Genomic DNA, 24,183 nt, shown 5'->3' on the forward strand with positions numbered 1-24,183 from the left:
TTTCCGTGGCTAGCGTGTCCGGCACGCTCTCATCGTTATCAACTTGCCCCGGCATGCCCCCCGGCCTCAAGCCGGGCCCGCACTGCGGCGATATGCTCCCCCGCCACGTCCACGGCATCCTCCAGAGCGCTCTCGGTGCACCCCAACTCACGGCACCAGTACTGCACTTCAATCGGGTCCATCAGGTTGATGCGGCCCGGATCCAGGGGCCGGAACTGGCTGATCTGTTCGCTCATGCTGCCTCCTGTTACCTTTGGCCTTCACACGGCTCTTGCATTGTAGGCGAGCGATCGGCGACTGCCGGAATCCCATCCGCTCAGAGGCGTACCAGCCGCTCCGGCCGCAAGGCGCCTTCGCGCATGCGCGCCACACCGAGCAGACGCACCGGCTCGCCGCCATAGACGCGGGCCAGCGTGTCCTCGTGCGGCAGGCTGCCTGCCGGCAGGTCCCGCTGCGCAATGCGCTGACCCTGCAGGAACCGGCCGCTCGCTTCGACATCCAGCGTAACGGGCGGGCAACGCTGCAGCAGCGCATCGACCGGCGCGAGCAAGGCCGGGCGCGCATCGTCCGGCTGTGCGTCGATCTGCTCCAGGGTCACGGCACCGTCCAGCGTCAGATCACCGACCGCGATGCGGCGCAGACCAGTCAGGTGCGCACCGCAACCGAGTGCCTCGCCGATGTCCTCGGCCAGCGTACGAATATAGGTACCCTTGCTGCATTTCACGCGCATCGTGAACGCCGGCGCCTGCGGCAATGCGCAGTCGAGTATGTCGATTTCGTGAATCGTGACGCGCCGGGCCGGGCGCTCAACCGTCTGTCCGGCGCGCGCATATTCGTACAGCGGACGGCCGTCCTTCTTCAGCGCCGAATGCATCGGGGGAATCTGGTCGATCTCGCCCATGAAGCGCGCGATCGCCGCATCGAGCGCAGTCCGATCGCAGGTGACCGCACGCTCCGCCAGCACCTCGCCTTCGGCGTCGCCCGTTGTCGTCTTCTGCCCAAGCCGCACGATCGCCTCGTAGGTCTTGTCGGCCTCGAGCAGGTCCTGCGAAAACTTGGTCGCCTCGCCGAAGCAAAGCGGAAGCAGGCCGGTGGCGAGCGGGTCCAGCGTTCCGGTGTGGCCAGCCTTGAGCGCGCGCAGCAGCCGCTTGGCGCGCACCAGCGCATCGTTTGAGGACAACCCGAGCGGCTTGTCGAGCAGCAGCACACCATGCACCTCGCGGCGCGGCAGCCGGGGCGGACGGTTATTGGCGGAATCGGTCATGGGAACAATACGGGGCGGCGGGCATGTCGCCCGCGCCGGGACTGTGCATTCCGGCGCGGCCGGAATCGGATCAGTCGTCGTTGGAACGCGTGGCGTTCGCTTCGTTGATCAGCTTGGACATCTCGATCGCGTGTTCGACCGATGTGTCGTGGAAGAACCGCAGCGTCGGCACGGTATGGATATGCAGGCGCTTGTACAGCAACGAGTGCAGGTAACCCGCCTTCTCGTTCAGGATCGCTGCCGCTTCCACGGCATCGGCGCCAAGCACCGTGAAGTAGACCTTGGCGTGCGCATAGTCCGGCGTGAGCGTGACGGACTGCAGCGTGATCAGGCCGAGACGCGGATCGCGGAGCTCGCGCTGGATCATCTCTGCCAGGTCCCTTTGGATCTGGTCGGAGATACGCAGGTTACGGGAGGAAATACTGCCTTTCTTGGCCATTCAATACCATCTTGTCGAGACGACAACGGCGGGCCGAAGCCCGCCGTTGTTGCGCCGCCTTACAGCGTGCGCGCCACCTCGGTGATTTCGTACACTTCGAGCTGGTCGCCTTCTTGAACATCGTTGAAGTTCTTGATCGACAGACCGCACTCGAAGCCTTGCTTGACTTCCTTGACGTCGTCCTTGAAACGCTTGAGCGAGTCCAGTTCGCCGGTGTGGATGACCACGTTGTTGCGCAGCACGCGCACCAGCGAGGTCCGCTTGACCAGACCGTCGGTGACCATACAGCCGGCCACCGCGCCAATCTTCGGTACGCGGAACACCTGGCGCACCTCGACCTGACCGATGTTGGTCTCGCGCTTCTCCGGCGCCAGCATGCCCGACATGGCCGCCTTGATCTCGTCTACCGCATCGTAAATGATGTTGTAGTAGCGGATGTCGATGCCATGGTTCTCGGCCAGCTTGCGCGCACCAGCGTCGGCACGCACGTTGAAGCCGATGATGACAGCCTTCGAAGCGGTCGCCAGGTTGACGTCCGATTCGGTGATGCCACCCACCGCAGCGTGAACCATCTGCACGCGCACTTCGGCGGTCGACAGCTTGAGCAGCGACTGCACCAGCGCTTCCTGCGAACCCTGCACGTCGGCCTTCACGATCAGCGGCAGCGTCTGGACGTCGCCTTCGCTCATCTGCTCCAGCATCGTTTCCAGCTTCGCAGCCTGCTGTCGGGCCAGCTTCACATCGCGGAACTTGCCCTGGCGGAACAGCGCGATTTCGCGCGCCTTGCGCTCGTCCGGCAGCACCAGCACTTCTTCACCGGCAGCCGGCACTTCCGACAGACCCTGGATTTCCACCGGGATCGAAGGACCGGCTTCCTTGGTCGGCTTGCCGTTTTCGTCCAGCATGGCACGCACGCGGCCATAGGCGCTGCCTGCCAGCACTACGTCGCCACGCTTGAGCGTGCCGCTGCTGACGAGGATCGTCGCGATCGGACCCTTGCCCTTGTCGAGCTGGGCTTCCACCACCAGACCCTTGGCCGGCGCGTCGACCGGTGCCTTCAGTTCCAGGACTTCGGCCTGCAGCGACACCTGTTCCAGCAGGTCCTCGATGCCAGCACCGGTCTTGGCCGACACCGGCACGAACGGCGAATCACCACCGTACTCTTCCGGCAACACCTGCTCGGCCACCAGCTCCTGCTTGACGCGGTCGGGGTTGGCATCCGGCTTGTCCATCTTGTTGATCGCCACGACGATCGGCACCCCGGCAGCCTTGGCGTGCGCAATGGCTTCCTTGGTCTGCGGCATCACGCCGTCGTCGGCCGCGACCACCAGGATCACGATGTCGGTGGCCTTGGCACCGCGGGCACGCATGGCCGTGAAGGCCTCGTGACCCGGGGTATCCAGGAACGTGATCACGCCGCGGTCGGTTTCCACATGGTAGGCACCGATGTGCTGCGTAATCCCGCCAGCTTCGCCCGCTGCAACCTTGGTGCGGCGGATGTAGTCCAGCAGCGAGGTCTTGCCGTGGTCGACGTGACCCATGACGGTCACCACCGGCGGACGCGGCAGCTGCTCGGCATCGGTGTGCTCTTCGCCGTCCACTACCAGCAGCGCTTCCGGATCGTCCAGCTTGGCGGCAAACGCCTTGTGCCCCATTTCTTCCACCACGATCATGGCGGTTTCCTGGTCCAGCACCTGGTTGATCGTCACCATCTGGCCGAGCTTCATCATCTGCTTGATGACCTCGGATGCCTTCACGGCCATCTTGTGGGCGAGATCCGCCACCGAGACGGTTTCCGGCACGTGAACTTCGCGCACCACGGGCTCCGTCGGCGCCTGGAAGTTGCTGCGGCCGTCGTCGTCACGCTGGTGACGACCACCGCGGCCACGCGGACCACCGCGCCAGCCGCCCACGCCACCCGACGAATCGCCGCGTGTCTTCAGGCCGCCCTTCTTGCCGCGCGAGGCGTCATCCTTCCACCCCGGGGCACCAGGCTTGCCGGTCTTCTTGTCGACCGTCGTGCTGGGTGCGGCAGTGGTGGCCGGCTTCTTCTCATCCTTCTTGGCCTCGGCCGTGGCGCCCGCCGGCTTGACCGGCTTGTGCAACGTACCGGTCTGCTCGGCCTTCTTTTCTTCGGCCTTGCGCTCGGACGGTGCCTTGAGCACGCGTGCAGGCGCATTCAGCATCTGCTGGATGGCACGGGCTTCGGCTTCGGCAGCCTCGCGGCGCTTGCGTGCGGCGTCCTGCTGCTCGACACGCGCCTTGTCGGCGGCCGCCTTCGCGTCGTCGGCAGCCTTCTGCGCGACCGCGCGCTCCGCGGCAACGCGTGCCTGCTCGTCCTCGGCCTTCTTGCGCGAAGCTTCCTCGGCGGCCTCGTTCACGGCACGCGCGGCAGCAGCTTCCTCTTCGGCCTTTTTGGCGAGAAGATCGTTCTGGCGCTGTTGTTCGGCTTCCAGGGCTTCCTGCTGCGCACGGCGCTCGGCTTCCTCGCGCTCGGCGGCCTCGCGGCGCGCCTTCGCTTCGGCTTCCTGGCGTGCCAGCAGTTCCGCCTGGTTGCGCTCCTCTTCCTCACGGCGCGCCTGGTCGGCGGCGTCGGCGTCCGCGGTATGCGGCTCCGTCTCGGCGTGATGGTCGGACGTCGCTTCGTCGCGCTTCATCAGCACGCGCTTCTTGCGCACCTCGACCTGAACGGTGCGCGTCTTGCCGGTGGAGTCGGCCTGACGGATTTCGGAAGTTTCACGCTTGGTCAGCGTGATCTTCTTGCGTGCGCTGTCATCGGCCTGGCCGTGCGAACGCTTCAGATAGTCCAGCAAGCTGGTCTTATCCGATTCCGTGACGATATCTTCTGGCGTCGCCTTGCCCACCCCAGCCGCCTGCAATTGTTCCAGCAGGGCAGCTGCGCTGCGACTCAGTTCTGCGGCCAGTTGGGCAACTGTTGTGCTTGCCATTCAAACCCTTTCAATGCTTGGTTTCTACGTCGGGACAAATCGTGTGTGGAAAGCGCGTCCGGATATGTAGTCACATGCCCGGACGTGTCCCTCAGTTGAACCAATGTTCCCGTGCCTTCATGATCAGCGCCTTGGCTTCTTCCTCGCTGACGCCTGTCATCTCGACCAGTTCGTCGACGGCCAGTTCTGCCAGGTCGTCACGCGTATGGATATCGCCTTCGGCCAGTTTGCCGATCAGTTCCGGGTTGAGGCCGTCGAGTGAGCGCAGGTCTTGCGACACCTCTTCAACCTTTTCTTCCCGGGCCAGTTCCATCGTCAGGAGCGCATCACGTGCGCGGTTGCGCAGCTCGTTGACGGTGTCTTCATCAAACGCCTCGATTTCCATCATTTCACTGATGGGAACGTAGGCCACTTCTTCCAGCGTGGAGAATCCTTCGTCGATCAGGATATCGGCCACTTCTTCGTCGACGTCCAGCTTGGCCATGAACAGCTTGCGCACGACGTCGCTTTCCTCGGCCTGCTTCGCCGCCGACTCTTCCTGCGTCATGATGTTGATCTGCCAGCCGGTCAGTTCGGACGCAAGGCGCACGTTCTGCCCGCTGCGACCGATGGCCACGGCGAGGTTTTCCTCGTCGACGACCACATCCATGCTGTGCTTTTCCTCATCCACGACGATCGACTGCACTTGCGCCGGCGCCAGCGCGCCGATCACGAACTGCGCCGGATCTTCCGACCACAGCACGATGTCCACGGCTTCGCCGCCGATCTCGTTGCGAACGGCCGTCACGCGCGTACCGCGCACACCCACGCAGGTACCGATCGGATCGATACGCTTGTCATGCGCCACCACGGCGATCTTGGCGCGCACGCCCGGGTCGCGGGCTGCCGCCTTGATTTCCAGCAGTCCTTCTTCCATCTCGGGCACTTCGTTCTCGAAGAGCTTGATCAGGAACTCGGGCGCGGTGCGCGACAGTTCGATCTGCGGGCCGCGGGCCGCACGATCCACGTTCAGGATATACGCACGGACACGGTCGCCGGTGCGCAGGTTTTCCTTCGGGATGATCTGGTCACGTGCCAGCAGCGCTTCCACGCGACCGGATTCGACGATCAGGCCCTTCTTGTCGGCGCGCTTGACCGTACCGGTCATGATCTTCTCGCCGCGATCAAGGTAGTCATTCAGGATCTGCTCGCGTTCGGCGTCGCGGATGCGCTGCAGGATCACCTGCTTCGCCGCCTGGGCGCCGATACGGCCGAATTCGACGGACTCGATCTGCTGCTCGACATAGTCGTTCAGCTCGATGCTCGGGTTGTCGTCGCGTGCCTCGAACAGCAGGATTTCCTTGTCCGGCTCCTGCAGGCCCTGATCGTCAGGGACGACAAGCCAGCGGCGGAACGTCTCATGCTCGCCCGATTCGCGGTCGATCGCGACACGGATATCCACGTCTTCCTCGAAACGCTTCTTGGTCGCGGAGGCCAGTGCAGCCTCCAGCGCGCCAAATACCACATCCTTGTCGACGTTCTTTTCACGCGCAAGCGCATCGACGAGCAACAGAACTTCGCGGCTCATTGCTTGTTCCCTTTTCTTTGATTTCCTTTGAAGTCGATTACCGGCACCAGGCGTGCCTTGTCGACATCAGATACCGTGAACTCCAGCAGCGCCGGACCGTCCTTGCCCTCGAACTCCAGGCCAACCTTCTCGGCGCCAGCCTCACCCGTCGGCTCTTGCAGAATGCCTGTGAAGTTCTTTTGCCCATTGACGGGCAGGCGCAGCGTCACGCGCGCTTCCGCCCCGGCGAAGCGGGCATAGTCGGCTAGCTTCTTCAGCGGCCGGTCCAACCCCGGCGAGGAGACTTCAAGCCGTTCGTAATCGACATTCTCGACGGTCAACACGTGCGTCAACTGCCGGCTCACCTTCTCGCAATCCTCGATGACGATGCCGGTTTCAGGCTGATCGATATAGACACGCAACAGTCCGGCCGGAGCACGTTCGAGCTCAACCAGCTCGTATCCCATGCCGTTAAGGGTGGTTTCGATCAAATCTGCCAGATGCACTGTATTCCCAAGTAATGGCCATCAACACCAGGACAGGCTGGCTTGCCTGCCCCGCCTGGGACGACATGGGCACAGCCACCTGCCAGTCAGCCTCCGGCGCACATGCGTCAAACGGGCGAACCAAAAAAAAATGGGCGCAATGCCCATCATTCGCCCATCCTCTGGGAGGATGACTTTTTGAATAGACTTTAATTATACGCAGATTATGTCCAAAAGGCAAAAGGGCATGTATCGGCGCCTGATCGAGCCCCGGCAGCGAATCGCCGCCAGGGCTACCGCTTAGCGGTTACCGCCGCGATTACCGCCCCGGGTGCCGCCACCACCACCGGCGGCGCCACCCTTGCTGCGTCCCGAGCGATTACCGCCACCGCCCTTTGCAGCCTTCGGCATCACATTGCCATTGACATCGCCACCGCGGCGCTGAGGTCGGCCCTGGCCACCGAGGCCCGCGCCACCCGCACCGCCACGACCGCCGCCGCCCGAGCGTCCGCCACCCTGTCCGCGCCCGCCGCCCAGATTAGCGGCGTGGGACGTCAGCACGGTGGGGCCGTGGCTGATGTAGCCCATCGACGTCCGCATCGGATCGGGCTGGCCGCGGCCCGCGCCGCCCTTATCGACGCGCGGCAGGCCATCCATACCAGTATGCATGGGCATGCCGGCAATTGCCGCCTCGGTGCGCTGCTTGCGCCCACCGACCTTGGTCATGCCCTTGCCACCCTGCTGCTCACCCCTGCCCGGCACCTTCAGGCCGATGGCATCCATCATCGTCCTGACTTCCGTCGCCTCCAGCTCCTGCCAACGGCCACGCTTCAGGCCGCGCGGAAGCAGGAACTGCCCGTAACGCGTGCGAATCAGGCGCGACACCGTCAGGCCCACCGCTTCGAACATGCGGCGCACCTCACGATTACGTCCCTCGGTCAGCGCCACGTGATACCACTGGTTCACACCTTCGCCGCCACCATCGGCAATGCGCAGGAAATTGGCCTCGCCGTCATCGAGTTTGATGCCATGGAGCAGGCGCTGGCGATCGGCTTCCGCCAACTCACCCAGCGTACGCACCGCGTATTCGCGCTCCACGCCATAGCGGGGATGCATGAAGCGATTGGCAATGTCGCCCGAAGTCGTAAAGATCAGCAGGCCTTCGGTATTGAAATCCAGGCGGCCCACCGCGACCCACTTGCCGGTCTTCATGCGCGGCAGGCTGTCGAACACGGTCGGACGGCCCTCGGGATCCGACTGGCTCACGATCTCGCCGGCCGGCTTGTGGTAAAGCAGAACGCGCGGAGGCTTGGAAGAAATCTTGCGATGGATCAGCTTGCCATTCACCCGGACCTGATCGGCCGGCAGGATCCGCTGGCCGATATGCGCGGGCAATCCGTTAACGGAAACGCGGCCCTGCAAGATCAGTTCTTCCATTTCGCGGCGCGAGCCCAGGCCGCCTTCAGCCAGGACCTTATGCAGCTTCGGCGCATCGTCGTCCGCGGACAGTTCGCGCACCGGCTTGGCCTTGGTGCGGGGGATAACCGTATCTTCCTGGTCGTACTGATCCGAGATAACGAAGCGGAACAAGTCCTCGCTGCTCGCGGCCGCCTTCTCGGGACCAGCCGGCCCCTTCCGTTGCGGCTGCCCACCCTTGCGCGGACCCTGCTGCCGACCCGTCGACTGGGCGTCGCCTTCCGGCGTGGCCCTGGCAGTGCGCTGGCCCTGCGGCTTGCGCTTGCGGCCTGCCTGCTCGCCCTTGTCGCCGCGTTCCTGTCCAGCTTGGCCGCCTTCCCGGGCCGGCGCATTTTCCGCCCGGTTCGGTTTGCGCTTGCCGCGGCCACGCTGGGCCGCACGACCGCCGGGTTCGCCGGCAGGCCTGCTCTCGCCCGCATCAGCCTGGGCGCCAGACTCGGCTCCTTCGGCGCGATTGCCGTCTCGGTCCTGCCCGCCCTGCCGGCGCGAAGCCACCAGGTTGCGCAAGCCGCGTCTCAGCCCTTTCCGGCGCGGCGCCGTATCGGTGCCTGACCCGGATTCTGCTGCGCCGTCGGCAGCCGGTGTCCCGGCTGACCGGGTGTCTTGTTCAACGGAATCAGACAAAGTATTCACTATCGGATGTTGCATATGGTTCAGTTGGGCACGCGCTCATCATCGTGCTCGCTCGCGTGCGGCGGCGCAGTATCGTCGCCGGATGAATTGCCGCTGGATGAATTGCCGCCTTCCTGGTTGTCCGGCGTGCTTTCGGCATGGAAGCCATTTGCCTCGGTCACAGCCGACGCGAGATCTGCCACGTGCATGGCGTCGGCGCTGGCCTGCTCGACGGCCCCGGCCTCGTCAGCGGGTTCGCCGCCAGCAGCCGGAGCCGCGCCGGCAAGCTTGGCGGCATCGATCGACTCACCAGCCGGCGTAACCGGCTCCGGCTCAGGGAAGGCCTCTTCGTCGCCGGCCACCGGCAGCGCCGTTGCCATCTCTTCAAAATCGATTGCCTGCTGGTCCAGCAGTGCCGCCTGCGATTGCGCCTGGGCGTCTTCGAGCGGAGGCAGCTCATCCAGCGTACGCAAACCCAGATCGTCCAGGAAAGCCTTGGTGGTCGCATAGAGCGCCGGTCGTCCTGGTACATCGCGGTGGCCGATGACCTCGATCCAGCCGCGGTCTTCCAGTTTCTTGACCACCTCCGTGCTAACCGTCACACCACGGATTTCCTCGATGTCGCCACGCGTTACCGGCTGACGATAAGCAATGATCGCCAACGTTTCCATGACGGCCCGCGAATACTTGGGAGGCTTCTCGGGATTGAGCCGATCGAGGTATTCCCGCATCTCAGGCCGGCTCTGGAAACGCCAGCCGCTGGCCAGTGCCACCAACTCGACCCCGCGCTGGCGCCAGTCCTGGCGCAACTCATCAAGCAGGACCCGGACAGTGTCCGCGCCGACATCGTCTGCAAACAGACGACGCAGGTCGCTCACGCGCAAGGGCTCCTGCGCACAGATCAGCGCAGTCTCGAGGACGATCTTCGCCTCTTGGGTATTCATGTTGGGTGTGCAGCCTGTCTTTGCACCTGCTCAGGGACGAATCCGGAGCCCTGGACATTGTGGATTCAACGGTGCGATTGCCACCGCCATCTCATCGCGCAGCAAACCCGAAAGCGTTTCGCTTCGAGACCGTGCACCTTCTTTTGCTTCGATTTGCCGGGTGTGTTCCAGCAGGAGATTGCCCGGTCACCGGCAAGTACCAGTGCACGAACCTCTTGCACGCGCCCACATGGGCGGACATGGCTTCCGGCGAACGTCCGCCTGGGCCGCAAGAAAAACGAATATCGGGATCAGGGCCAGCAATGACCGCACCTCGGTCGCAGAGCCAGCCGGACTTTTGAACAGATATTATGAACCGGATGGACTGCGGAAGGGTTCGGCGCCGAAATGTCGGCTCATTGCCCGAAACCCCGGACGCGCCCCTTTTTTGGAAGGGCTGCCAGGCGCCGCTCGGAAACACGCCGCGCGATACCGCAATGCAGGCGATTGTATGGCATTCCCGCATCCGCCTGCAACCACCGCGCACTCCCGCGCCCTCACGGTGGCTTCAAAACACCAGGCAGAAACCATGCTCGGCCAGCGAATGTGGCAATAACACCGCTCGACCGATTCCCAGGCCGCCGAAGACCATGACCGCCAATCCAGCCCCCATCCTGACCCAACGGCGGCGCGCCCAAGCGCGCAGCAGCCCCGAAAAGCTGGATAGCGCCAGCAAATTCGGTAACGTGCCAAGCCCGAACGCGCCCATTACCAGTGCTCCCGAGGGCGCATTGCCGGCCAGTAACGCGAGGGCAAGCGCACCGTAGACCATGCCACAGGGCACGAGCCCCCACGCCATGCCCATGCCATAGCGGCGCACCAGACCACCGCTTCGCGCCGCCGTCGCCGGAGTTTTGCGGCGAAGCCGGCCGAAGCTTCCGGCAATGGCGGCCCCCGCGCGCGCGCCAAACCTTTCCAGCCACACGATGGAAAACGCTTCGCCGCGTATCAGGCGCCAGCCAGATACCAGCAGCATGGCGCTCCCGGCGCCGAATAGCCACCGTTGAACGGGCAGGTAATCCTGACGCCAGGCCGTCGCCCCCACCGCCCCCAGCATCGCACCGAGCAGCATGTAGGTGGAAATCCGGCCGACATGCATCACCAGCAACTCCAGGAGCCAGTCTTGGGGACGCCGCACCACGGCAATCGGCACGCCCGCGGCGCGCTGCTCGACTGCGAGGGCAACGCCACCGCACATGGCAGCGCAATGAAAGCCCCCCAGCAAGGCAAGCATGAAAACACTGAGAAGCACACCAAAAGTCAATTGCAACTCCCTACCGCATCACATCGCGCGTTAAAATGCATGCATTGCGCCCTCGCCGCTCATTCCTTGCAGGTTCCAATTGCTAACATCCATCCCCGTCACCGAGATGTCGCCCCGTTGCTCCACTTGCGGCATGGGGCAACTGTGCCTGCCGGTGGGCATGAGCCAGCAGGATCTGCAAAAGATGGATACCCTGGTGCAAGAGCGCGTCCGTGTCCACAAGGGCGAAACCCTGTACCGCATGGGCGATCCGCTGACTGCGGTTTATGCCATTCGCTTCGGCACCCTGAAGACGCATGTCACCACGGAAGACGGCCGCTCGCAAATCACCGGCTTCCATTTGCCTGGCGAAGTGGTCGGCCTCGACGGCCTGGGTGAAATGCAGCACGCCTCGGATGCCACCGCGCTTGAAGACACGGAAGTATGCGTCGTACGCATGGCCGATCTTCAGGCGCTGTCCATGGATCTGCCATCGCTGCAGCAGCAGTTCCTGCGACTGATGGGTAAGGAAATATCGCATGATCAACTCATGCTCGTCACGCTGGGGTCCATGCGTGCCGAAGAGCGCCTTGCCGCGTTCCTGATCAACCTGTCAGAGCGCCTGTCCGCACGCGGGTATTCGTCGACCGAGTTCGTCATGCGCATGAGCCGGGAAGAAATCGGCAGCTATCTCGGATTGAAACTCGAAACGGTCAGCCGACTGTTCTCGCGATTCGCCGAGGCCGGCCTGATCCAGATCCGTCAACGCCACGTCAAGCTCGTCGACATGGAAGGCATCAAGCAAGTCTACAGCCGCTCCTGCTGAGGCGGTCTGACCGCCTTGTCTGGCAAGGCGGTCCGCTTCAGCCCAATCACTCCAGTTCGTCCGTTTCGCTGAGCTTCGTCGGCATGGTGTAGAGCGTCAGTCCGCTGGACAACGCGCAGAATACCCAGGCCAGCAAGAACCCGATCGTATAGATAGCCTCTCGCGACGCCTCGATCGGCTGGCCGAAGAAATTCAGATCTCCGGGATCCACCACAGAAAACACCGTTGCCGTGGCCACCCCGGCCATCAGGAACGCCGGCCACAGTACCCACATCAGCCAGCGCAGCCTCATGGCCGCCTCGCTTGCGGTGCCTTGGCATTGCCAGGGATCCCTTCCGCCTTCTCGACGACCAGGCCATGCCGGGACACGCCTTCGACCACCGGCCGGTCAGGATGGGTGGAAGCCAGCCAGATGGTCACGCCGCAAGCCACTATGGCCAGCAACGGGCCGCTCATCAGCAGCCACGGCCACGGCTCCTTCCACCACGGATTGCTTTCTTGCATCGTCTTGCCCCCTTCGTCGGCGCCTCACCGAGGCGCTCGCGGTTGGACCGGCACAGCGCCAATGCGCTGCACCGCCCTTAGCATCACAAATTGCGCGGCACGATGAAACTGGTAGATTGCCTGATTTGCGCACTACCCTGCCCCGAACCTTCGCTTGTCACCGTCACGCTGATCTTGTGCGTACCTTGCGCGGCATCGTCGATCGGCACGCGAATCCGGATCGGCACCAGCTTGTTCGACGTCGGCGCCAGGGCCTTCGCGTCGGGATCGTACTCGACCGTCAGGTTCTTCAGATCGTCACTTTCGGCCCGCACGCTGATGCGCATGGGTGCCTCGGTGGTGTTGATCAACTGCAGTCGATAGACGTTCTCGATCCAGCGTCCATCCACCTCACGCCCCAACGCCCCGCGATCGCGGATGATGTCGACCTTCAACGGCGTGCGCAGCGCTAGCGACGCCACGAAACCCGCCACCATCACCAGCCAGATGACCGAGTAGATGATGGTCCGCGGCCGCACCAGCCGCTTGCGGGCCACCGCGGCTGACAGTGCCTTGCGCATGGCGTTCTCGGACGTGTACCGGATCAGCCCGCGCGGGTAGTCCATCTTGTCCATGACCTGATTGCAGGCATCGATGCAGGCGCCGCAACCAATGCACTCGTACTGCAGCCCGTCACGGATATCAATGCCTGTCGGACACACCTGCACGCAAATGCTGCAGTTGACGCAGTCACCAAGCCCGGCCTGATGATGATCCACCTTGCGCGACCGGCTCCCGCGCGGCTCGCCGCGCCCGACGTCGTAGGTCACCACATAGGTGTCCCGATCGACCATCACACTCTGGAATCGCGCATACGGGCACATGTACTTGCACACCTGCTCGCGCATGAAGCCCGCATTGCCCCACGTCGCGAAGGCGTAAAAGAGCATCCAGAACGCCTGCCACGGCCCCAGCGAGAAGCTCAGGACCTGACCGCCAAGCTCGCGTATCGGCGCGAAGTAACCAATGAACGTGAAGCCCGTCCACAGCGCGACCAGTATCCACAGCGAGTGCTTGGTCGCCTTCAGGCGAAATTTGCGCAAGCTCCACGGATCGCCATCCAGACGGATCCGCGCGAAACGGTCGCCTTCGACATGCCGCTCGATCCACATGAATATTTCGGTGTAGACCGTCTGTGGACACGCATAGCCACAGAAGAGCCGCCCCGCAATGGCCGTGAACAAGAACAGCGCCAGCGCGGAGATCACCAGCAGGACGGCAAGATAGATGACATCCTGCGGCCAAAGCACCAGTCCGAAGATATAGAACTTGCGGGCGCCAAGGTCGAACAGCACGGCCTGTCTGCCATTCCATTGCAGCCAGGGCGTGCCGTAGTAGATGAGCTGGGTCAGGAGTACCATCCAGACCCGCCAGTTGGAGAACGCGCCCGTCACCGAGCGGGGGTATATCTTGCGTCGAACCTCGTAGAGCGTTTCGTCGGAGGATTCGACAGGCGACGACGCCGGCCCTTGCGGGCCGGCCGTGCGGGCCAGAGGTTCTGTCCCGGGGGCGTTCATGCGCGCGCTCCTTCAGACGCCATGGCGCACCCCGTGCCTGAGTCGGTGATCATTGTCCTGAGCCTCCGGTATTGGAAAGGCCCCAGACATAGGCCGTCAGCATACGGATACGCTCCGGCGTCAGGATCTCTTCGTGCGCCGGCATGTGGTTGTTGTGGCCCTTCAGGATGGCCTCGACAATACTGCCCTCCGAACTGCCATACAGCCACACGTTATCGGACAGGTTCGGCGCGCCGAGGGCCTGATTGCCCTTGCCGGTCGCACCATGGCACGCCGCACAGGTGGACTTGAACGTGCTCTCGCCGCGCGATGCCCGGATCGGGTCGAACGACAGGCCCGACAACGATCGCACATATTGCGCCACATCCGCTGCGAGCTTGCCATCGATGGTCGAGGCAAACGGCGGCATCATGCCATTGCGGCCCTTCGTGATGGTCTGCTGGATCGTCTCGGGTTCACCGCCATAGAGCCAGTCGTGGTCCGTCAGGTTCGGAAAGCCCCGGCTGCCGCGTGCGTCCGAGCCATGGCATTGCGCGCAGTAGTTCAGGAACAGGCGCTGGCCAATCTCGCGGGCCTGGGGGTCTGCTGCCACCTGCTTGACGTCCATATTCAGGTATTTGGCGTAGACATCGTGCTGCAGCTTTTCCTGTGCCTGCTGATGCGCGGCCAGTTCGACTTGCGTCGAAGTTTTCAACACGCCCGCATACGAGCCGAGTCCAGGATAGAGGACCAGGTAGACCAGGCCGAAGATACAGGCCAGCAGGAACATCCACATCCACCAGCGTGGCAACGGGTTGTTCAGCTCGCGCAGATCGCCGTCCCAGACATGGCCGGTGTCATCACCGGCGTTGGCAACCTTGGTGACCTTGCGTTGGGAAAAAAGCAGCCACACGCACCAGACGATGCCGACGAGCGCGATGGCAGCGATGTAGTAGCTCCAGAAATCGGAAAAGAAATCGCTCATGACTAGGTATTCCGGCTCGATGTTGTGTGGGTCTCGTCAGGCAGTGCGAACGGCAGCATGGCGGACTCCTGGTTGGCGGCTTGCCGGCCATTCGACCAGGCCCACCAGCAGATGCCCAGGAACACGACCATCGACACGACCGTGGCAAAAGCAGTCAGCATCGCCATGACTTACTCCTTCGCGGGCGCGGCTGCGGCCGCGTCCACACGCACATTGCGACGGTTGGTGCCCAATCCTTGCAGGTAGGCGACCAGCGCATCTTCTTCGCTCTTGTCCTTGAGCTCTTCAGGCGCCTTGGCGATTTCCGCCTCGGTGTACGGCACACCCAGTCGCACCAGTGCGCGCATGCGGGCCTGGATATCATCGGTCGGCAGTTGAGCCTTTTCGAGCCACGGATAGGACGGCATCACCGATTCCGGCACGACATCGCGCGGATTGCGCAGGTGAATGCGTTGCCAGTCATCGGAGTAGCGGCCACCGACGCGCGCCAGGTCGGGCCCGGTGCGCTTGGAGCCCCACAGGAACGGATGGTCGTAGACCGATTCACCCGCCGTCGAGAAATGGCCATAGCGCTCGGTCTCGGCCTGCAGCGTACGGACCTGCTGCGAATGGCAGCCGACACAACCCTCGCGGATGTAGATATCGCGGCCCATCAGCCGAAGCGGCGAATACGGCTTGATCCCGACATCGGGCTTGGTGGTGGAATGCTGGAAGAACAGCGGCACGATCTGCACCAGGCCGGCAATGCTGACCACCAGGATCGTGCAGATGATCAGCCAGCCGATGTTCTTCTCCAGCGTTTCGTGGGAAAAGAAGCTTTGTTTTTCGGACATCGTTTCTATCCTGATGGATCAATGGGCAGAGGCAGGAATGCTGGCCGGGATCGGCGCATCCACTGCACGCTTGCCGATGATGGTTTTCGCGACGTTATAGGCCATCAGCAGCATGCCGGACAGGAAGCAGATGCCGCCCAGCAGACGGATCAGGTAGAACGGGTACTTGGCCTTGACCGCTTCAACGAACGCGTAGGTCAGCGTGCCGTCCGGCTGCGTGGCGCGCCACATCAACCCTTCCATCACACCGGCGATCCACATCGAAGCGATATAGAGCACCACGCCGATGGTGGCGATCCAGAAATGCCACTCGATCAGCCGCACGCTGTACATCTGTTTCTCGCCGAACAGGCGCGGAATCAGGTAGTAGAGCGAGCCGATCGAAATCATCGCCACCCAGCCCAGCGCGCCCGAGTGCACGTGACCAATCGTCCAGTCCGTGTAGTGCGAGAGCGCGTTGACGGTCTTGATCGACATCATCGAGCCTTCGAACGTGGCCATGCCATAGAACGACAGCGCCACCACCAGGAATTTCAGGATCGGGTCGGTGCGCAGCTTGTGCCAGGCGCCCGACAGCGTCATGATGCCGTTGATCATGCCGCCCCAGGACGGAGCCAGCAGAATCAGCGAGAACACCATGCCCAGCGACTGTGCCCAGTCAGGCAGCGCGGTGTACTGCAGGTGGTGGGGGCCGGCCCACATGTACGTGAAGTTCAGCGCCCAGAAGTGGACGATCGACAGGCGATACGAATAGATGGGCCGTTCCGCCTGCTTCGGGATGAAGTAGTACATCATGCCAAGGAAGCTGGTGGTCAGGAAGAAGCCCACGGCGTTATGGCCGTACCACCACTGGATCATCGCGTCCTGCACGCCGGCATAAGCGGAATAGGACTTCCACATCGACACCGGCATTTCGATGTTGTTGACGATGTGCAGGATGGCAATGGTCAGGATGTACGCGCCGAAGAACCAGTTGGCAACGTAGATATGCCGGGTCTTGCGCTTGACGATGGTGCCGAAGAAGACCACGGCGTAGGCCACCCAGACGGCCGTGATCAGCAAGTCGATCGGCCATTCCAGTTCGGCGTATTCCTTCGAGCTGGTGATACCCAGCGGCAGCGTGATAGCCGCCGCGACGATCACCAGTTGCCAGCCCCAGAACGTAAAGGCAGCAAGCGGACCGCAGAACAGGCGCGCCTGGCAAGTACGCTGCACGACGTAGTACGACGTCGCAAACAGCGCGCTGCCGCCAAAGGCGAAGATCACCGCATTGGTATGCAGCGGTCGCAGTCGGCCGAACGACAGCCATGGCGTGTTGAAGTTGAGATCCGGCCAGATCAGCTGTGCTGCGAGCAGCACGCCGACGGCCATGCCGACGATCCCCCAGACTACCGTCATGACAGCGAACTGCCTTACGACGCCGTAATTGAAGGTGTCGACGCGTGAAGACGCGGCTGAGACATCCATTCAGACCCCCACATAAGAAAAATAAAACCTGATTGACGTTGTGACTTTATGGAACCAGCGCGTTTGCCGCGTTGATCTTTATCAAGTTGCACAGGCAGCCCATGAACCTATCTCTGCATTGCAAGTCGACGGCACCCCTTCAGGGCTTGTCGTTATCCAGCAAAATGGCCTCCCCGGGCCGGTCAAGATCGTCGTACTGGCCGGCATGCAGGGCCCACCAGAGCGCACCGGCGATGACAACGACAAGAACAAGGCTCATGGGCACCAGCAGGTACAGCGTTTCCATTCCTAGACTCCGTTTCCGCCCGCACGCAGCAGGCGCCAGGCGTTCGCCACCACGAGCAGCGAGGACACCGACATGCCGATGCCGGCCATCCATGCCGTAACAAAACCCGTCGCCGCCAACGGGATGGCCACCACGTTGTAGAAGAAGGCCCAGCCAAGGTTCTGCCGCACCACGCGGCGCGTCTGCCGCGCCAGCGCGATTGCCCGAGCGATTTCCGTGACGTTTCCGTGCGTCAGGACAGCGTCGGCCCCTGCTTGCGCAAGCGGAGCGCCGCTGCCGATGGCAACCGATACCTGCGCCTGCGCCAGCACCGGCGCGTCATTGATGCCATCCCCTACGGCCAGCACCACGGCACCTTCACGCTGGAGTTGTGCGACATATTCACGCTTGCCTTCGGGGGAAACGGCGCCGCGGGCCCGCACCATGCCGAAGTGCGACGCCCACCACTGCACGGTCTCGATGCTGTCGCCGCTGACCAGGTGGCAACGCGCCCCCTGCCGGCGCAGCGCCTCAAGAAGTTGCGGCGTCGATTCACGGGCCTGGTCGGACAGCTCGAATACAGCCAGCACGCCGTCTTCCGTGCCCAGCCAAACTTGCGTGGCGCCAGGATTTCGAGAGAGGTCCGCGTCCCGTGCCGATGCCTTGACGCATGGCCCGGCGATCCCGGCCACGAAGGCGGCTCGCCCCAGCCGGAATCGTTTGCCGTCAATGTCGGCCTGTACGCCCTGACCGGGCACATTGAGCACGGCGGTGGCTGGGAGGGCGCCCCCACCGATATCAGCCTTGCCGGCCGCGCCGACCAGCGCCCTGCCGATCGGATGCTCGCTACCCGCTTCCAGCGCCGCCGCCAGTGCAAGGCATTGGGCGGCTGGCATGGCGCCGAGCGTCTGCTGTCCCGTCAGGACAAAGCAGCCTTCAGTCAGTGTGCCTGTCTTGTCCAGCACGACGTCTGTCACGCGCGCCAGCGTCTCGAGTGCATGCGAACGCGTCAACAGCAGCCCGCGCCGCGACAGCGCCGCGCCTGCGGCGGCCAGCGCCGCCGGCGTCGCAAGGGAAAGCGCGCACGGGCAGCTGACAACAAGCACCGCAACAGTCACCAGCAAGGCCCGGGAAGGATCGATCCAGAGCGCCCACACCGTGCCGGTCAACGCGGCAAGCGCCAGCAGCGTGGCAACGAACCATCCGGCAACCCGGTCAGCCAGTGCCGCCAAGCGCGGCTTTTCCGCCAGTGCACGGTCCAGCACGGCGACGATTTCAGCCAGGCGCGTGCCCGCACCAACGCGATCCACGGCGATCTCGAGCGGGCTGGCGGTGTTGTAGCAGCCGGCCAGCGCCACCTCGCCCACGCTGCGGTGTACCGGACGGCTTTCACCGGTCAGCATCGATTCGTCAAGTTCACTGGCGCCCGCGACGATGGTGCCGTCCGCCGGGATAATTTCGCCGGCCCTGACACGGATACGGTCGCCCTGCCTCAGGCGCGCCACCGGCACGCGCTCCGCGGCCAGATCGCCCGTGCCAAGCCGTTCACAGGTAGCCGGCAATTGCCGCGCCAGCATCTCCGCACCGCTGCGCGAAGCCTGCCGCACACGCAGTTCGAGATAGCGGGCCGCCAGCAGGAAGGCCACGAACATCGTCACCGAATCGAAGTAGACCTCCCCGACTCCGCGGACGGTTGCTACCGTGCTGGCAACAAATCCTGCCGCAACGCCGAGCGCTACCGGCACATCCATGCCCATGTGCCAATGGCGCAGGCTGCGCCAGGCACCGGAAAAAATCGGCGAAGCGGAATAGAAAACAACCGGCAGCGTGAGGGCCAGGCTGGCCCAGCGCATCAACTGCAGCTGGCCGGGGTCGATGGTGGCCTCGTGGGTGTAGATGGGCCACGCGTACATCATCACCTGCATCATGCCGAGCATGGCCACGGCCATGCGCATCAGCAGGCTGCGGCGGGCACGGCGGTCGGCCTGGTCGCTGCGGGAGACTTCAAACGGCCACGCAACGTAACCAATATTGGCCAGCGCGGCGAGCAGGCCGGAAACCGTCTGGTCGGCCTCGCGCCAGCGCACCACCACGCGCCGCGTCGCCACATTGGCGATCGTGGATTCCACGCCCGGCAGGCGCCCCAGGTGCTGCTCGATCAGCCACGCACACGCCGCGCAGCGGATGTTCTCGGGCGCCAGCGTGATCTCGGCGCGACCGCCTTCGAGCGGCCGCACGAACTGGCTGCGCAGCTCCGGGGTATCGTAGGCAGCCCATACCGGCTCCGATTCCCGCCTTGCTGCGTCATCGATAGGCCGGGCAAAACGCGCTTCGTCACCGTAGAGGTGGGCAAAGCCAGCGGAGTGCAACGTGCGGGCCAGCGTCTGGCAACCGCCGCAGCAGAAGACGCGCTGTTGGCCATCCATCTCCTCGGCCAGTTCCTGGCCGGCAGGCACGGGCTGGCCGCAATGGAAACATGCCGAATGCGCGGCATGCTGCGCCATCTCAGGCGCGGAGCGGCCGGGGGGAATCAGCGGGAATGCAGACGGCGGAGCGTCGGCAAGGAAACTGGCGTGCGGGGCGGGCATGGAGATCTTTTTTTACCCGTTGGAGGGTATATGCCGATCTCCACATCGACCTTGATATAAGTCAATAGCGGCCGGGTTGACAGCCCAATCCCGGCACGCTGGACTCAGGTGAGCGAGGTGTCCATGGTCCGCCGCTCGGATTCCAGGTACTCCCGGGATTGCATCTCGATAATGCGCGACACCGTTCGATGGAATTCGCTTGCCATCTGACCCTCGACGTAAAGCTCATCGGCGGGCACTTCGGCCGACATCAACAGCTTGACCTTATGGTCGTAGAACACATCGATCAGCCACGTGAACCGGCGGGCTTCGGATGACATTCTCGGCGTCATGCGTGGAACATCGGACAAAATAACCGTATGGAACTGCGAGGCCAGTTCCAGGTAGTCATTCTGCGAGCGCGGGCCGCCGCACAGCGTCGCAAAATCAAACCAGACCACGCCATTGGCCTTGCGCAAGGCGCGCAGCTCGCGGTGCTCGATGTGCAGCAGCGGCGATTCGTCCGCCACGCCCGCAATGCTGGTAAAGGCATCGCGCAGCGCCGAATTGGCCCTGGCATCGAGCGGCGTGTGATACGCCTCCACCTGCTCCAGCGCGCGCTTGCGATAGTCAATCCCGGCATCGACGTTGAGCACGTCCAGCTTTTGCTGGAGCAACGCGATGGCAGGCAGCACGCGGTCGCGGTGCAACCCGTCCGGGTAAAGCAGGTCGGGCCGGTAGTTCGACGTCATGACGAACTGCACGCCGTTCTCGAACAGCTGTTGCAGCAGCCGGTGCAGCATCATGGCATCGGCGACGTCGCTGACGTGAAATTCGTCGAAGCAGATCAGGCGATAACGGCGTGCAATCCGCTTGGCAAGTTCGTCCAGAGGATCGGGACGTCCGCGCAACTCTTCCAGTTGGCGATGCACTTCGCGCATGAACTCGTGGAAGTGCAGCCGTGTCTTGCGCACTACCGGCACGCACGTATAGAAGCTGTCCATCAGGAAGGACTTCCCGCGCCCCACCCCGCCCCACATGTACACGCCCTTGGGCACTTCCGGGTGCACCAGCAGCTTGCGGATGGCATTGCTGCGACGGCTCTTGTAGGCCACCCACTCGTCATAGCATTGCTGCAGGCGAGCCACGGCGCGCAGTTGCGCCTCGTCGGAATGGTAGCCGCGCTCCTTCAGTTCCTTCTCGTAATACTCGCTGACGTTCATGCTGGCTGTTTCGTTCTGGACTGCGCGCGGAAAGTGCGGCCGCACCTTCCCCGGCCATGCCCGGAATCGTTTCGATTCGGCATGGTTTGCAAGTGAAAACGGCGCGCCGCTGTTGCGGCGCGCCGGTGGTCAGGCAAATGCCGGCAGATGCCTTACATATTGAGCTGACGCTTGTCGACGGCCAGCGCGGCTTCGCGCATGACTTCCGACATCGACGGGTGCGGATGGCAGACGCGGCCGATATCTTCGCTCGCGGCCTTGAACTCCATCGCCACGACGGCTTCGGCGATCAGGTCCGACGCGTTGGCGGCGACGATATGCACGCCCAGGATCTCGTCGGTCTTGGCGTCGGCCAGCATCTTGACGAAGCCTTCCGGATGGCCCATGCCCAGCGCACGGCCATTGGCCATGAACGGGAACTGGCCAGCCTTGAACTCGCGGCCTTCGGCCTTGAGCTGGGCTTCGGTCTTGCCGACCCATGCGATTTCCGGGAAGGTGTAGATCACCCACGGAATGCAGTTGTAGTCGATGTGCGGCTTCTGGCCGGCGATGCGCTCGGCCACGGCCACGCCTTCGTCCTCGGCCTTGTGCGCGAGCATCGGGCCGCGCACCACGTCGCCGATGGCCCACAGGCCCGGCACCTTGGTGGCGCAGTGCTCGTCCACCTCGATGAAGCCGCGCTGGTCTGCAGCCAGACCGATCGCGTCCAGGCCCAGGTTGTCGGTGTTCGGCACACGGCCAACCGAGACGATCAGGCGATCGACTTCCAGGGTCTGGGCTGCGCCGTCCTTGTCGGTGTACTTGACCGTCACGCCGGCCTTGCCGGTCGTCACTTCGTCAACCTTCACGCCGAGGCTGAACTTCAGGCCCTGCTTGGTCAGCTGCTTCTGGGCTTCCTTGGCCACGCCTTCGTCGGCGGCGCCCAGGAACGCGGGCAGCGCTTCCAGCACGGTCACGTCGGCACCGAGGCGGCGCCATACCGAGCCCAGCTCGAGGCCGATCACGCCGGCACCGATCACGCCCAGCTTCTTCGGCACGGCCGGGAACTTGAGCGCGCCTTCGTTATCGCTGACCAGGTCGTTGTCGACCGTGATGCCCGGCAGGTGGCGAGCCTTCGAACCGGTGGCGATGATGACCTGCTTGGCGGTCACGACTTCACCGGCGACCTCGACCTGGAAGCCCTCGGCGGTCTTGCCGACGAACTTGCCGTAGCCCTTGAGCAGCGCGACCTTGTTCTTGCGGAACAGGAACTCGATGCCCTTGGTCATCTTGCCGACGATGTCGTCCTTGCGCTTGAGCATCTTGGCGACGTCGACCTTGACGTCGCCCACGGTGATGCCGTGGTCGCCGAGGTGATGCTGCACATTCTCGAATTCTTCCGAGGAAGCCAGCAGCGCCTTCGAGGGAATGCAACCCACGTTCAGGCAGGTGCCGCCCAGGCGCGGTTCGTTCTTGGGATCGTCGTAGGCGTTGCCTTCGCAGCAGGCCACGTTCAGGCCGAGCTGGCCAGCGCGGATGGCGGCGATATAGCCGCCGGGGCCGGCGCCGATCACCAGCACGTCGAATTGTTTGCTCATGGAGATTCCTTTCTGGGCGCCGGCAGCAGCTTGCACCGGCGCACCGTCAACACTGGAAACGCGCCCCGCGCGGCCAGGGTTGGCCATGCGCGGGGGGACCGGTTCTTACAGGTCCAGCAGCAGGCGGGCCGGATCTTCCAGCGCTTCCTTCATCGCCACCAGGCCCAGGACGGCTTCGCGGCCGTCGATGATGCGGTGGTCATACGACATGGCCAGGTAGTTCATCGGACGGATGACGATCTGGCCATCTTCCACCACGGCACGATCCTTGGTGGCGTGAACGCCCAGGATGGCCGATTGCGGCGGGTTGATGATCGGGGTCGACAGCATCGAACCGAAGGTGCCGCCGTTCGAGATCGAGAACGTACCGCCGGTCAGCTCTTCCAGCGACAGCTTGCCGTCGCGGGCCTTGGCACCGTACTCGGCAATCTTCTTCTCGATGTCGGCCAGGCTCATCTGGTCGGCATTGCGCAGGATCGGCACCACCAGGCCACGCGGCGAGCCCACGGCGATACCGATGTCGAAGTAGCCGTGGTAGACGATGTCGTTGCCGTCCACCGAAGCATTGATGACCGGGTACTTCTTCAGCGCGTGGACAGCAGCCTTCACGAAGAACGACATGAAGCCGAGCTTCACGCCGTGTTCCTTCTCGAAGCGGTCCTTGTACTTGTTGCGCAGATCCATCACCGGCTTCATGTTCACTTCATTGAAGGTGGTGAGGATGGCGTTGGTCGACTGCGACTGCACCAGGCGCTCGGCGATACGGGCGCGCAGGCGGCTCATCGGCACGCGCTCTTCCGGACGATCGCTCAGCGCGGCCAGATCCAGGTTGGCGGCAACTTGCTGCAGCGCCGGCTTGGCAGCGGCGGGAGCCGGAGCAGCCTTGGCAACGGGAGCCGGGGCAGCCTTGGCACCAATCACGTCGCCCTTGGTGATGCGGCCATCCTTGCCGGTGCCGGCAACCTGGCCAGCCGACAAGCCGGCTTCGGCCATCAGCTTGGCAGCCGAAGGCATGGCCACCGCGCCGGCGGCAGGCGCTGCAGCGGCGGGGGCCGGAGCAGCAGCGGCCGGGGCCGGTGCGGCGGCGGCGGGTGCCGGGGCAGCGGCGCCAGCGGTGGCTTCGGTGTCGATCTGGGCGATGAGTTCATCGGCCACGACGGTGTCGCCGTCGTTCTTGATGATCTGCGTCAGCACCCCGGCGGACGGGGCCGGCACTTCGAGCACGACCTTGTCGGTCTCGATCTCGATCAGGATTTCGTCCTGGGCGACAGCTTCGCCGGGCTTCTTCTTCCAGTTCAGCATGGTCGCTTCGGCGACCGATTCAGAAAGTTGCGGAACCTTGACGTCAACGATAGCCATGGTTGTGAATTCCTCGTGTATGCGTTTTGTTCTTCAGGCAGAAAAG

The 24,183-nt window shown here is 63.7% G+C and carries 22 protein-coding genes; 1 reads left to right on the plus strand and 21 read right to left on the minus strand.

What is annotated here, in order from left to right; genetic code table 11:
* Positions 1 to 38: 38 nt before the first annotated feature.
* The 9 genes from ACIGJB_RS09845 to ACIGJB_RS09885 all read right to left on the minus strand — a co-directional run bounded on the left by ACIGJB_RS09845 (position 39) and on the right by ACIGJB_RS09885 (position 11,017).
* Positions 39 to 236, minus strand: coding sequence for a DUF3606 domain-containing protein (locus tag ACIGJB_RS09845; protein ID WP_483729681.1), 198 nt, complete (start codon positions 234 to 236; stop codon positions 39 to 41).
* 80 nt (positions 237 to 316) lie between these two features.
* Positions 317 to 1,264: a tRNA pseudouridine(55) synthase TruB gene (truB, locus tag ACIGJB_RS09850; protein WP_483729682.1), complete on the minus strand. Its 948-nt coding sequence runs from the start codon at positions 1,262 to 1,264 to the stop codon at positions 317 to 319.
* Between the two features lie 70 nt (positions 1,265 to 1,334).
* Complete coding sequence (gene rbfA / locus ACIGJB_RS09855) at positions 1,335 to 1,703, minus strand: 30S ribosome-binding factor RbfA (RefSeq protein ID WP_483729683.1); 369 nt, start codon at positions 1,701 to 1,703, stop codon at positions 1,335 to 1,337.
* Between the two features lie 59 nt (positions 1,704 to 1,762).
* Positions 1,763 to 4,651, minus strand: coding sequence for a translation initiation factor IF-2 (gene infB, locus ACIGJB_RS09860; RefSeq protein WP_483729684.1), 2,889 nt, complete (start codon positions 4,649 to 4,651; stop codon positions 1,763 to 1,765).
* 91 nt (positions 4,652 to 4,742) lie between these two features.
* On the minus strand, positions 4,743 to 6,218 hold the full coding sequence (nusA, locus tag ACIGJB_RS09865) for a transcription termination factor NusA (protein ID WP_483708402.1): 1,476 nt from the start codon (positions 6,216 to 6,218) through the stop codon (positions 4,743 to 4,745).
* Positions 6,215 to 6,703, minus strand: coding sequence for a ribosome maturation factor RimP (rimP, locus tag ACIGJB_RS09870; RefSeq protein ID WP_483729685.1), 489 nt, complete (start codon positions 6,701 to 6,703; stop codon positions 6,215 to 6,217). Before rimP ends, nusA begins: the two co-directional genes overlap by 4 nt.
* A 279-nt stretch (positions 6,704 to 6,982) precedes the next feature.
* A complete protein-coding gene (gene rluB / locus ACIGJB_RS09875) occupies positions 6,983 to 8,806 on the minus strand; it encodes a 23S rRNA pseudouridine(2605) synthase RluB (protein ID WP_483729686.1) in 1,824 nt (607 codons plus the stop codon).
* Positions 8,807 to 8,811: 5 nt separating this feature from the next.
* Positions 8,812 to 9,714 (minus strand): SMC-Scp complex subunit ScpB, encoded by a 903-nt coding sequence (gene scpB, locus ACIGJB_RS09880; protein ID WP_483729687.1) that lies wholly within the window; start codon positions 9,712 to 9,714, stop codon positions 8,812 to 8,814.
* 547 nt (positions 9,715 to 10,261) lie between these two features.
* Positions 10,262 to 11,017 (minus strand): sulfite exporter TauE/SafE family protein, encoded by a 756-nt coding sequence (locus ACIGJB_RS09885; RefSeq protein ID WP_483729688.1) that lies wholly within the window; start codon positions 11,015 to 11,017, stop codon positions 10,262 to 10,264.
* A 79-nt stretch (positions 11,018 to 11,096) separates the two neighbouring features.
* Here ACIGJB_RS09885 and fnr point away from each other — a divergent pair, with 79 nt between their 5' ends.
* Positions 11,097 to 11,822 carry a fumarate/nitrate reduction transcriptional regulator Fnr gene (gene fnr, locus ACIGJB_RS09890; RefSeq protein ID WP_483729689.1) on the plus strand — a complete coding sequence of 242 codons (726 nt, stop codon included), beginning with the start codon at positions 11,097 to 11,099 and terminating at the stop codon, positions 11,820 to 11,822.
* Between the two features lie 46 nt (positions 11,823 to 11,868).
* Here the strand turns inward: fnr and ACIGJB_RS09895 are convergent, their stop codons facing one another.
* The 12 genes from ACIGJB_RS09895 to odhB all read right to left on the minus strand — a co-directional run bounded on the left by ACIGJB_RS09895 (position 11,869) and on the right by odhB (position 24,137).
* Positions 11,869 to 12,114 (minus strand): hypothetical protein, encoded by a 246-nt coding sequence (locus ACIGJB_RS09895; protein WP_483729690.1) that lies wholly within the window; start codon positions 12,112 to 12,114, stop codon positions 11,869 to 11,871.
* Positions 12,111 to 12,326, minus strand: a complete 216-nt coding sequence (locus ACIGJB_RS09900) for a FixH family protein (protein ID WP_483729691.1) — start codon at positions 12,324 to 12,326, stop codon at positions 12,111 to 12,113. Before ACIGJB_RS09900 ends, ACIGJB_RS09895 begins: the two co-directional genes overlap by 4 nt.
* Before the next feature lie 83 nt (positions 12,327 to 12,409).
* Positions 12,410 to 13,882: a cytochrome c oxidase accessory protein CcoG gene (gene ccoG, locus ACIGJB_RS09905; RefSeq protein WP_483729692.1), complete on the minus strand. Its 1,473-nt coding sequence runs from the start codon at positions 13,880 to 13,882 to the stop codon at positions 12,410 to 12,412.
* 49 nt (positions 13,883 to 13,931) lie between these two features.
* On the minus strand, positions 13,932 to 14,846 hold the full coding sequence (gene ccoP, locus ACIGJB_RS09910) for a cytochrome-c oxidase, cbb3-type subunit III (protein ID WP_483729693.1): 915 nt from the start codon (positions 14,844 to 14,846) through the stop codon (positions 13,932 to 13,934).
* A 2-nt stretch (positions 14,847 to 14,848) separates the two neighbouring features.
* Positions 14,849 to 15,013, minus strand: a complete 165-nt coding sequence (locus ACIGJB_RS09915) for a cbb3-type cytochrome oxidase subunit 3 (RefSeq protein ID WP_211945182.1) — start codon at positions 15,011 to 15,013, stop codon at positions 14,849 to 14,851.
* A gap of 3 nt (positions 15,014 to 15,016) precedes the next feature.
* Complete coding sequence (gene ccoO, locus ACIGJB_RS09920; protein ID WP_483729694.1) at positions 15,017 to 15,679, minus strand: cytochrome-c oxidase, cbb3-type subunit II; 663 nt, start codon at positions 15,677 to 15,679, stop codon at positions 15,017 to 15,019.
* An 18-nt stretch (positions 15,680 to 15,697) separates the two neighbouring features.
* Entirely contained in the window at positions 15,698 to 17,146 is a 1,449-nt protein-coding gene (gene ccoN / locus ACIGJB_RS09925; RefSeq protein ID WP_483708416.1) for a cytochrome-c oxidase, cbb3-type subunit I, read from the minus strand.
* 139 nt (positions 17,147 to 17,285) lie between these two features.
* Positions 17,286 to 17,432, minus strand: coding sequence for a cbb3-type cytochrome oxidase assembly protein CcoS (ccoS, locus tag ACIGJB_RS09930; RefSeq protein ID WP_011298204.1), 147 nt, complete (start codon positions 17,430 to 17,432; stop codon positions 17,286 to 17,288).
* Between the two features lie 2 nt (positions 17,433 to 17,434).
* On the minus strand, positions 17,435 to 19,999 hold the full coding sequence (locus ACIGJB_RS09935; RefSeq protein ID WP_483729695.1) for a heavy metal translocating P-type ATPase: 2,565 nt from the start codon (positions 19,997 to 19,999) through the stop codon (positions 17,435 to 17,437).
* Positions 20,000 to 20,103: 104 nt separating this feature from the next.
* On the minus strand, positions 20,104 to 21,201 hold the full coding sequence (gene zapE, locus ACIGJB_RS09940; RefSeq protein WP_483729696.1) for a cell division protein ZapE: 1,098 nt from the start codon (positions 21,199 to 21,201) through the stop codon (positions 20,104 to 20,106).
* Positions 21,202 to 21,353: 152 nt separating this feature from the next.
* Positions 21,354 to 22,778 (minus strand): dihydrolipoyl dehydrogenase, encoded by a 1,425-nt coding sequence (lpdA, locus tag ACIGJB_RS09945; RefSeq protein ID WP_483729697.1) that lies wholly within the window; start codon positions 22,776 to 22,778, stop codon positions 21,354 to 21,356.
* 105 nt (positions 22,779 to 22,883) lie between these two features.
* On the minus strand, positions 22,884 to 24,137 hold the full coding sequence (gene odhB / locus ACIGJB_RS09950; RefSeq protein ID WP_483729698.1) for a 2-oxoglutarate dehydrogenase complex dihydrolipoyllysine-residue succinyltransferase: 1,254 nt from the start codon (positions 24,135 to 24,137) through the stop codon (positions 22,884 to 22,886).
* Positions 24,138 to 24,183: the final 46 nt, after the last annotated feature.

It is taken from the genome of Cupriavidus sp. C2SS-8b (assembly GCF_057073745.1).

Coding starts and splice junctions, on each gene's coding strand:
- ACIGJB_RS09935 (WP_483729695.1), bottom strand. CDS start 19,999: ATGCCCGCCCCGCACGCCAGTTTCCTTGCCGACGCTCCGCCGTCTGCA.
- ACIGJB_RS09895 (WP_483729690.1), bottom strand. CDS start 12,114: ATGAGGCTGCGCTGGCTGATGTGGGTACTGTGGCCGGCGTTCCTGATG.
- ACIGJB_RS09845 (WP_483729681.1), bottom strand. CDS start 236: ATGAGCGAACAGATCAGCCAGTTCCGGCCCCTGGATCCGGGCCGCATC.
- ccoN (WP_483708416.1), bottom strand. CDS start 17,146: ATGGATGTCTCAGCCGCGTCTTCACGCGTCGACACCTTCAATTACGGC.
- ccoS (WP_011298204.1), bottom strand. CDS start 17,432: ATGGAAACGCTGTACCTGCTGGTGCCCATGAGCCTTGTTCTTGTCGTT.
- infB (WP_483729684.1), bottom strand. CDS start 4,651: ATGGCAAGCACAACAGTTGCCCAACTGGCCGCAGAACTGAGTCGCAGC.
- ccoP (WP_483729693.1), bottom strand. CDS start 14,846: ATGAGCGATTTCTTTTCCGATTTCTGGAGCTACTACATCGCTGCCATC.
- scpB (WP_483729687.1), bottom strand. CDS start 9,714: ATGAATACCCAAGAGGCGAAGATCGTCCTCGAGACTGCGCTGATCTGT.
- zapE (WP_483729696.1), bottom strand. CDS start 21,201: ATGAACGTCAGCGAGTATTACGAGAAGGAACTGAAGGAGCGCGGCTAC.
- ccoO (WP_483729694.1), bottom strand. CDS start 15,679: ATGTCCGAAAAACAAAGCTTCTTTTCCCACGAAACGCTGGAGAAGAAC.
- rluB (WP_483729686.1), bottom strand. CDS start 8,806: ATGCAACATCCGATAGTGAATACTTTGTCTGATTCCGTTGAACAAGAC.
- ccoG (WP_483729692.1), bottom strand. CDS start 13,882: ATGAACGCCCCCGGGACAGAACCTCTGGCCCGCACGGCCGGCCCGCAA.
- truB (WP_483729682.1), bottom strand. CDS start 1,264: ATGACCGATTCCGCCAATAACCGTCCGCCCCGGCTGCCGCGCCGCGAG.
- lpdA (WP_483729697.1), bottom strand. CDS start 22,778: ATGAGCAAACAATTCGACGTGCTGGTGATCGGCGCCGGCCCCGGCGGC.
- nusA (WP_483708402.1), bottom strand. CDS start 6,218: ATGAGCCGCGAAGTTCTGTTGCTCGTCGATGCGCTTGCGCGTGAAAAG.
- odhB (WP_483729698.1), bottom strand. CDS start 24,137: ATGGCTATCGTTGACGTCAAGGTTCCGCAACTTTCTGAATCGGTCGCC.
- ACIGJB_RS09900 (WP_483729691.1), bottom strand. CDS start 12,326: ATGCAAGAAAGCAATCCGTGGTGGAAGGAGCCGTGGCCGTGGCTGCTG.
- rbfA (WP_483729683.1), bottom strand. CDS start 1,703: ATGGCCAAGAAAGGCAGTATTTCCTCCCGTAACCTGCGTATCTCCGAC.
- ACIGJB_RS09915 (WP_211945182.1), bottom strand. CDS start 15,013: ATGGCGATGCTGACTGCTTTTGCCACGGTCGTGTCGATGGTCGTGTTC.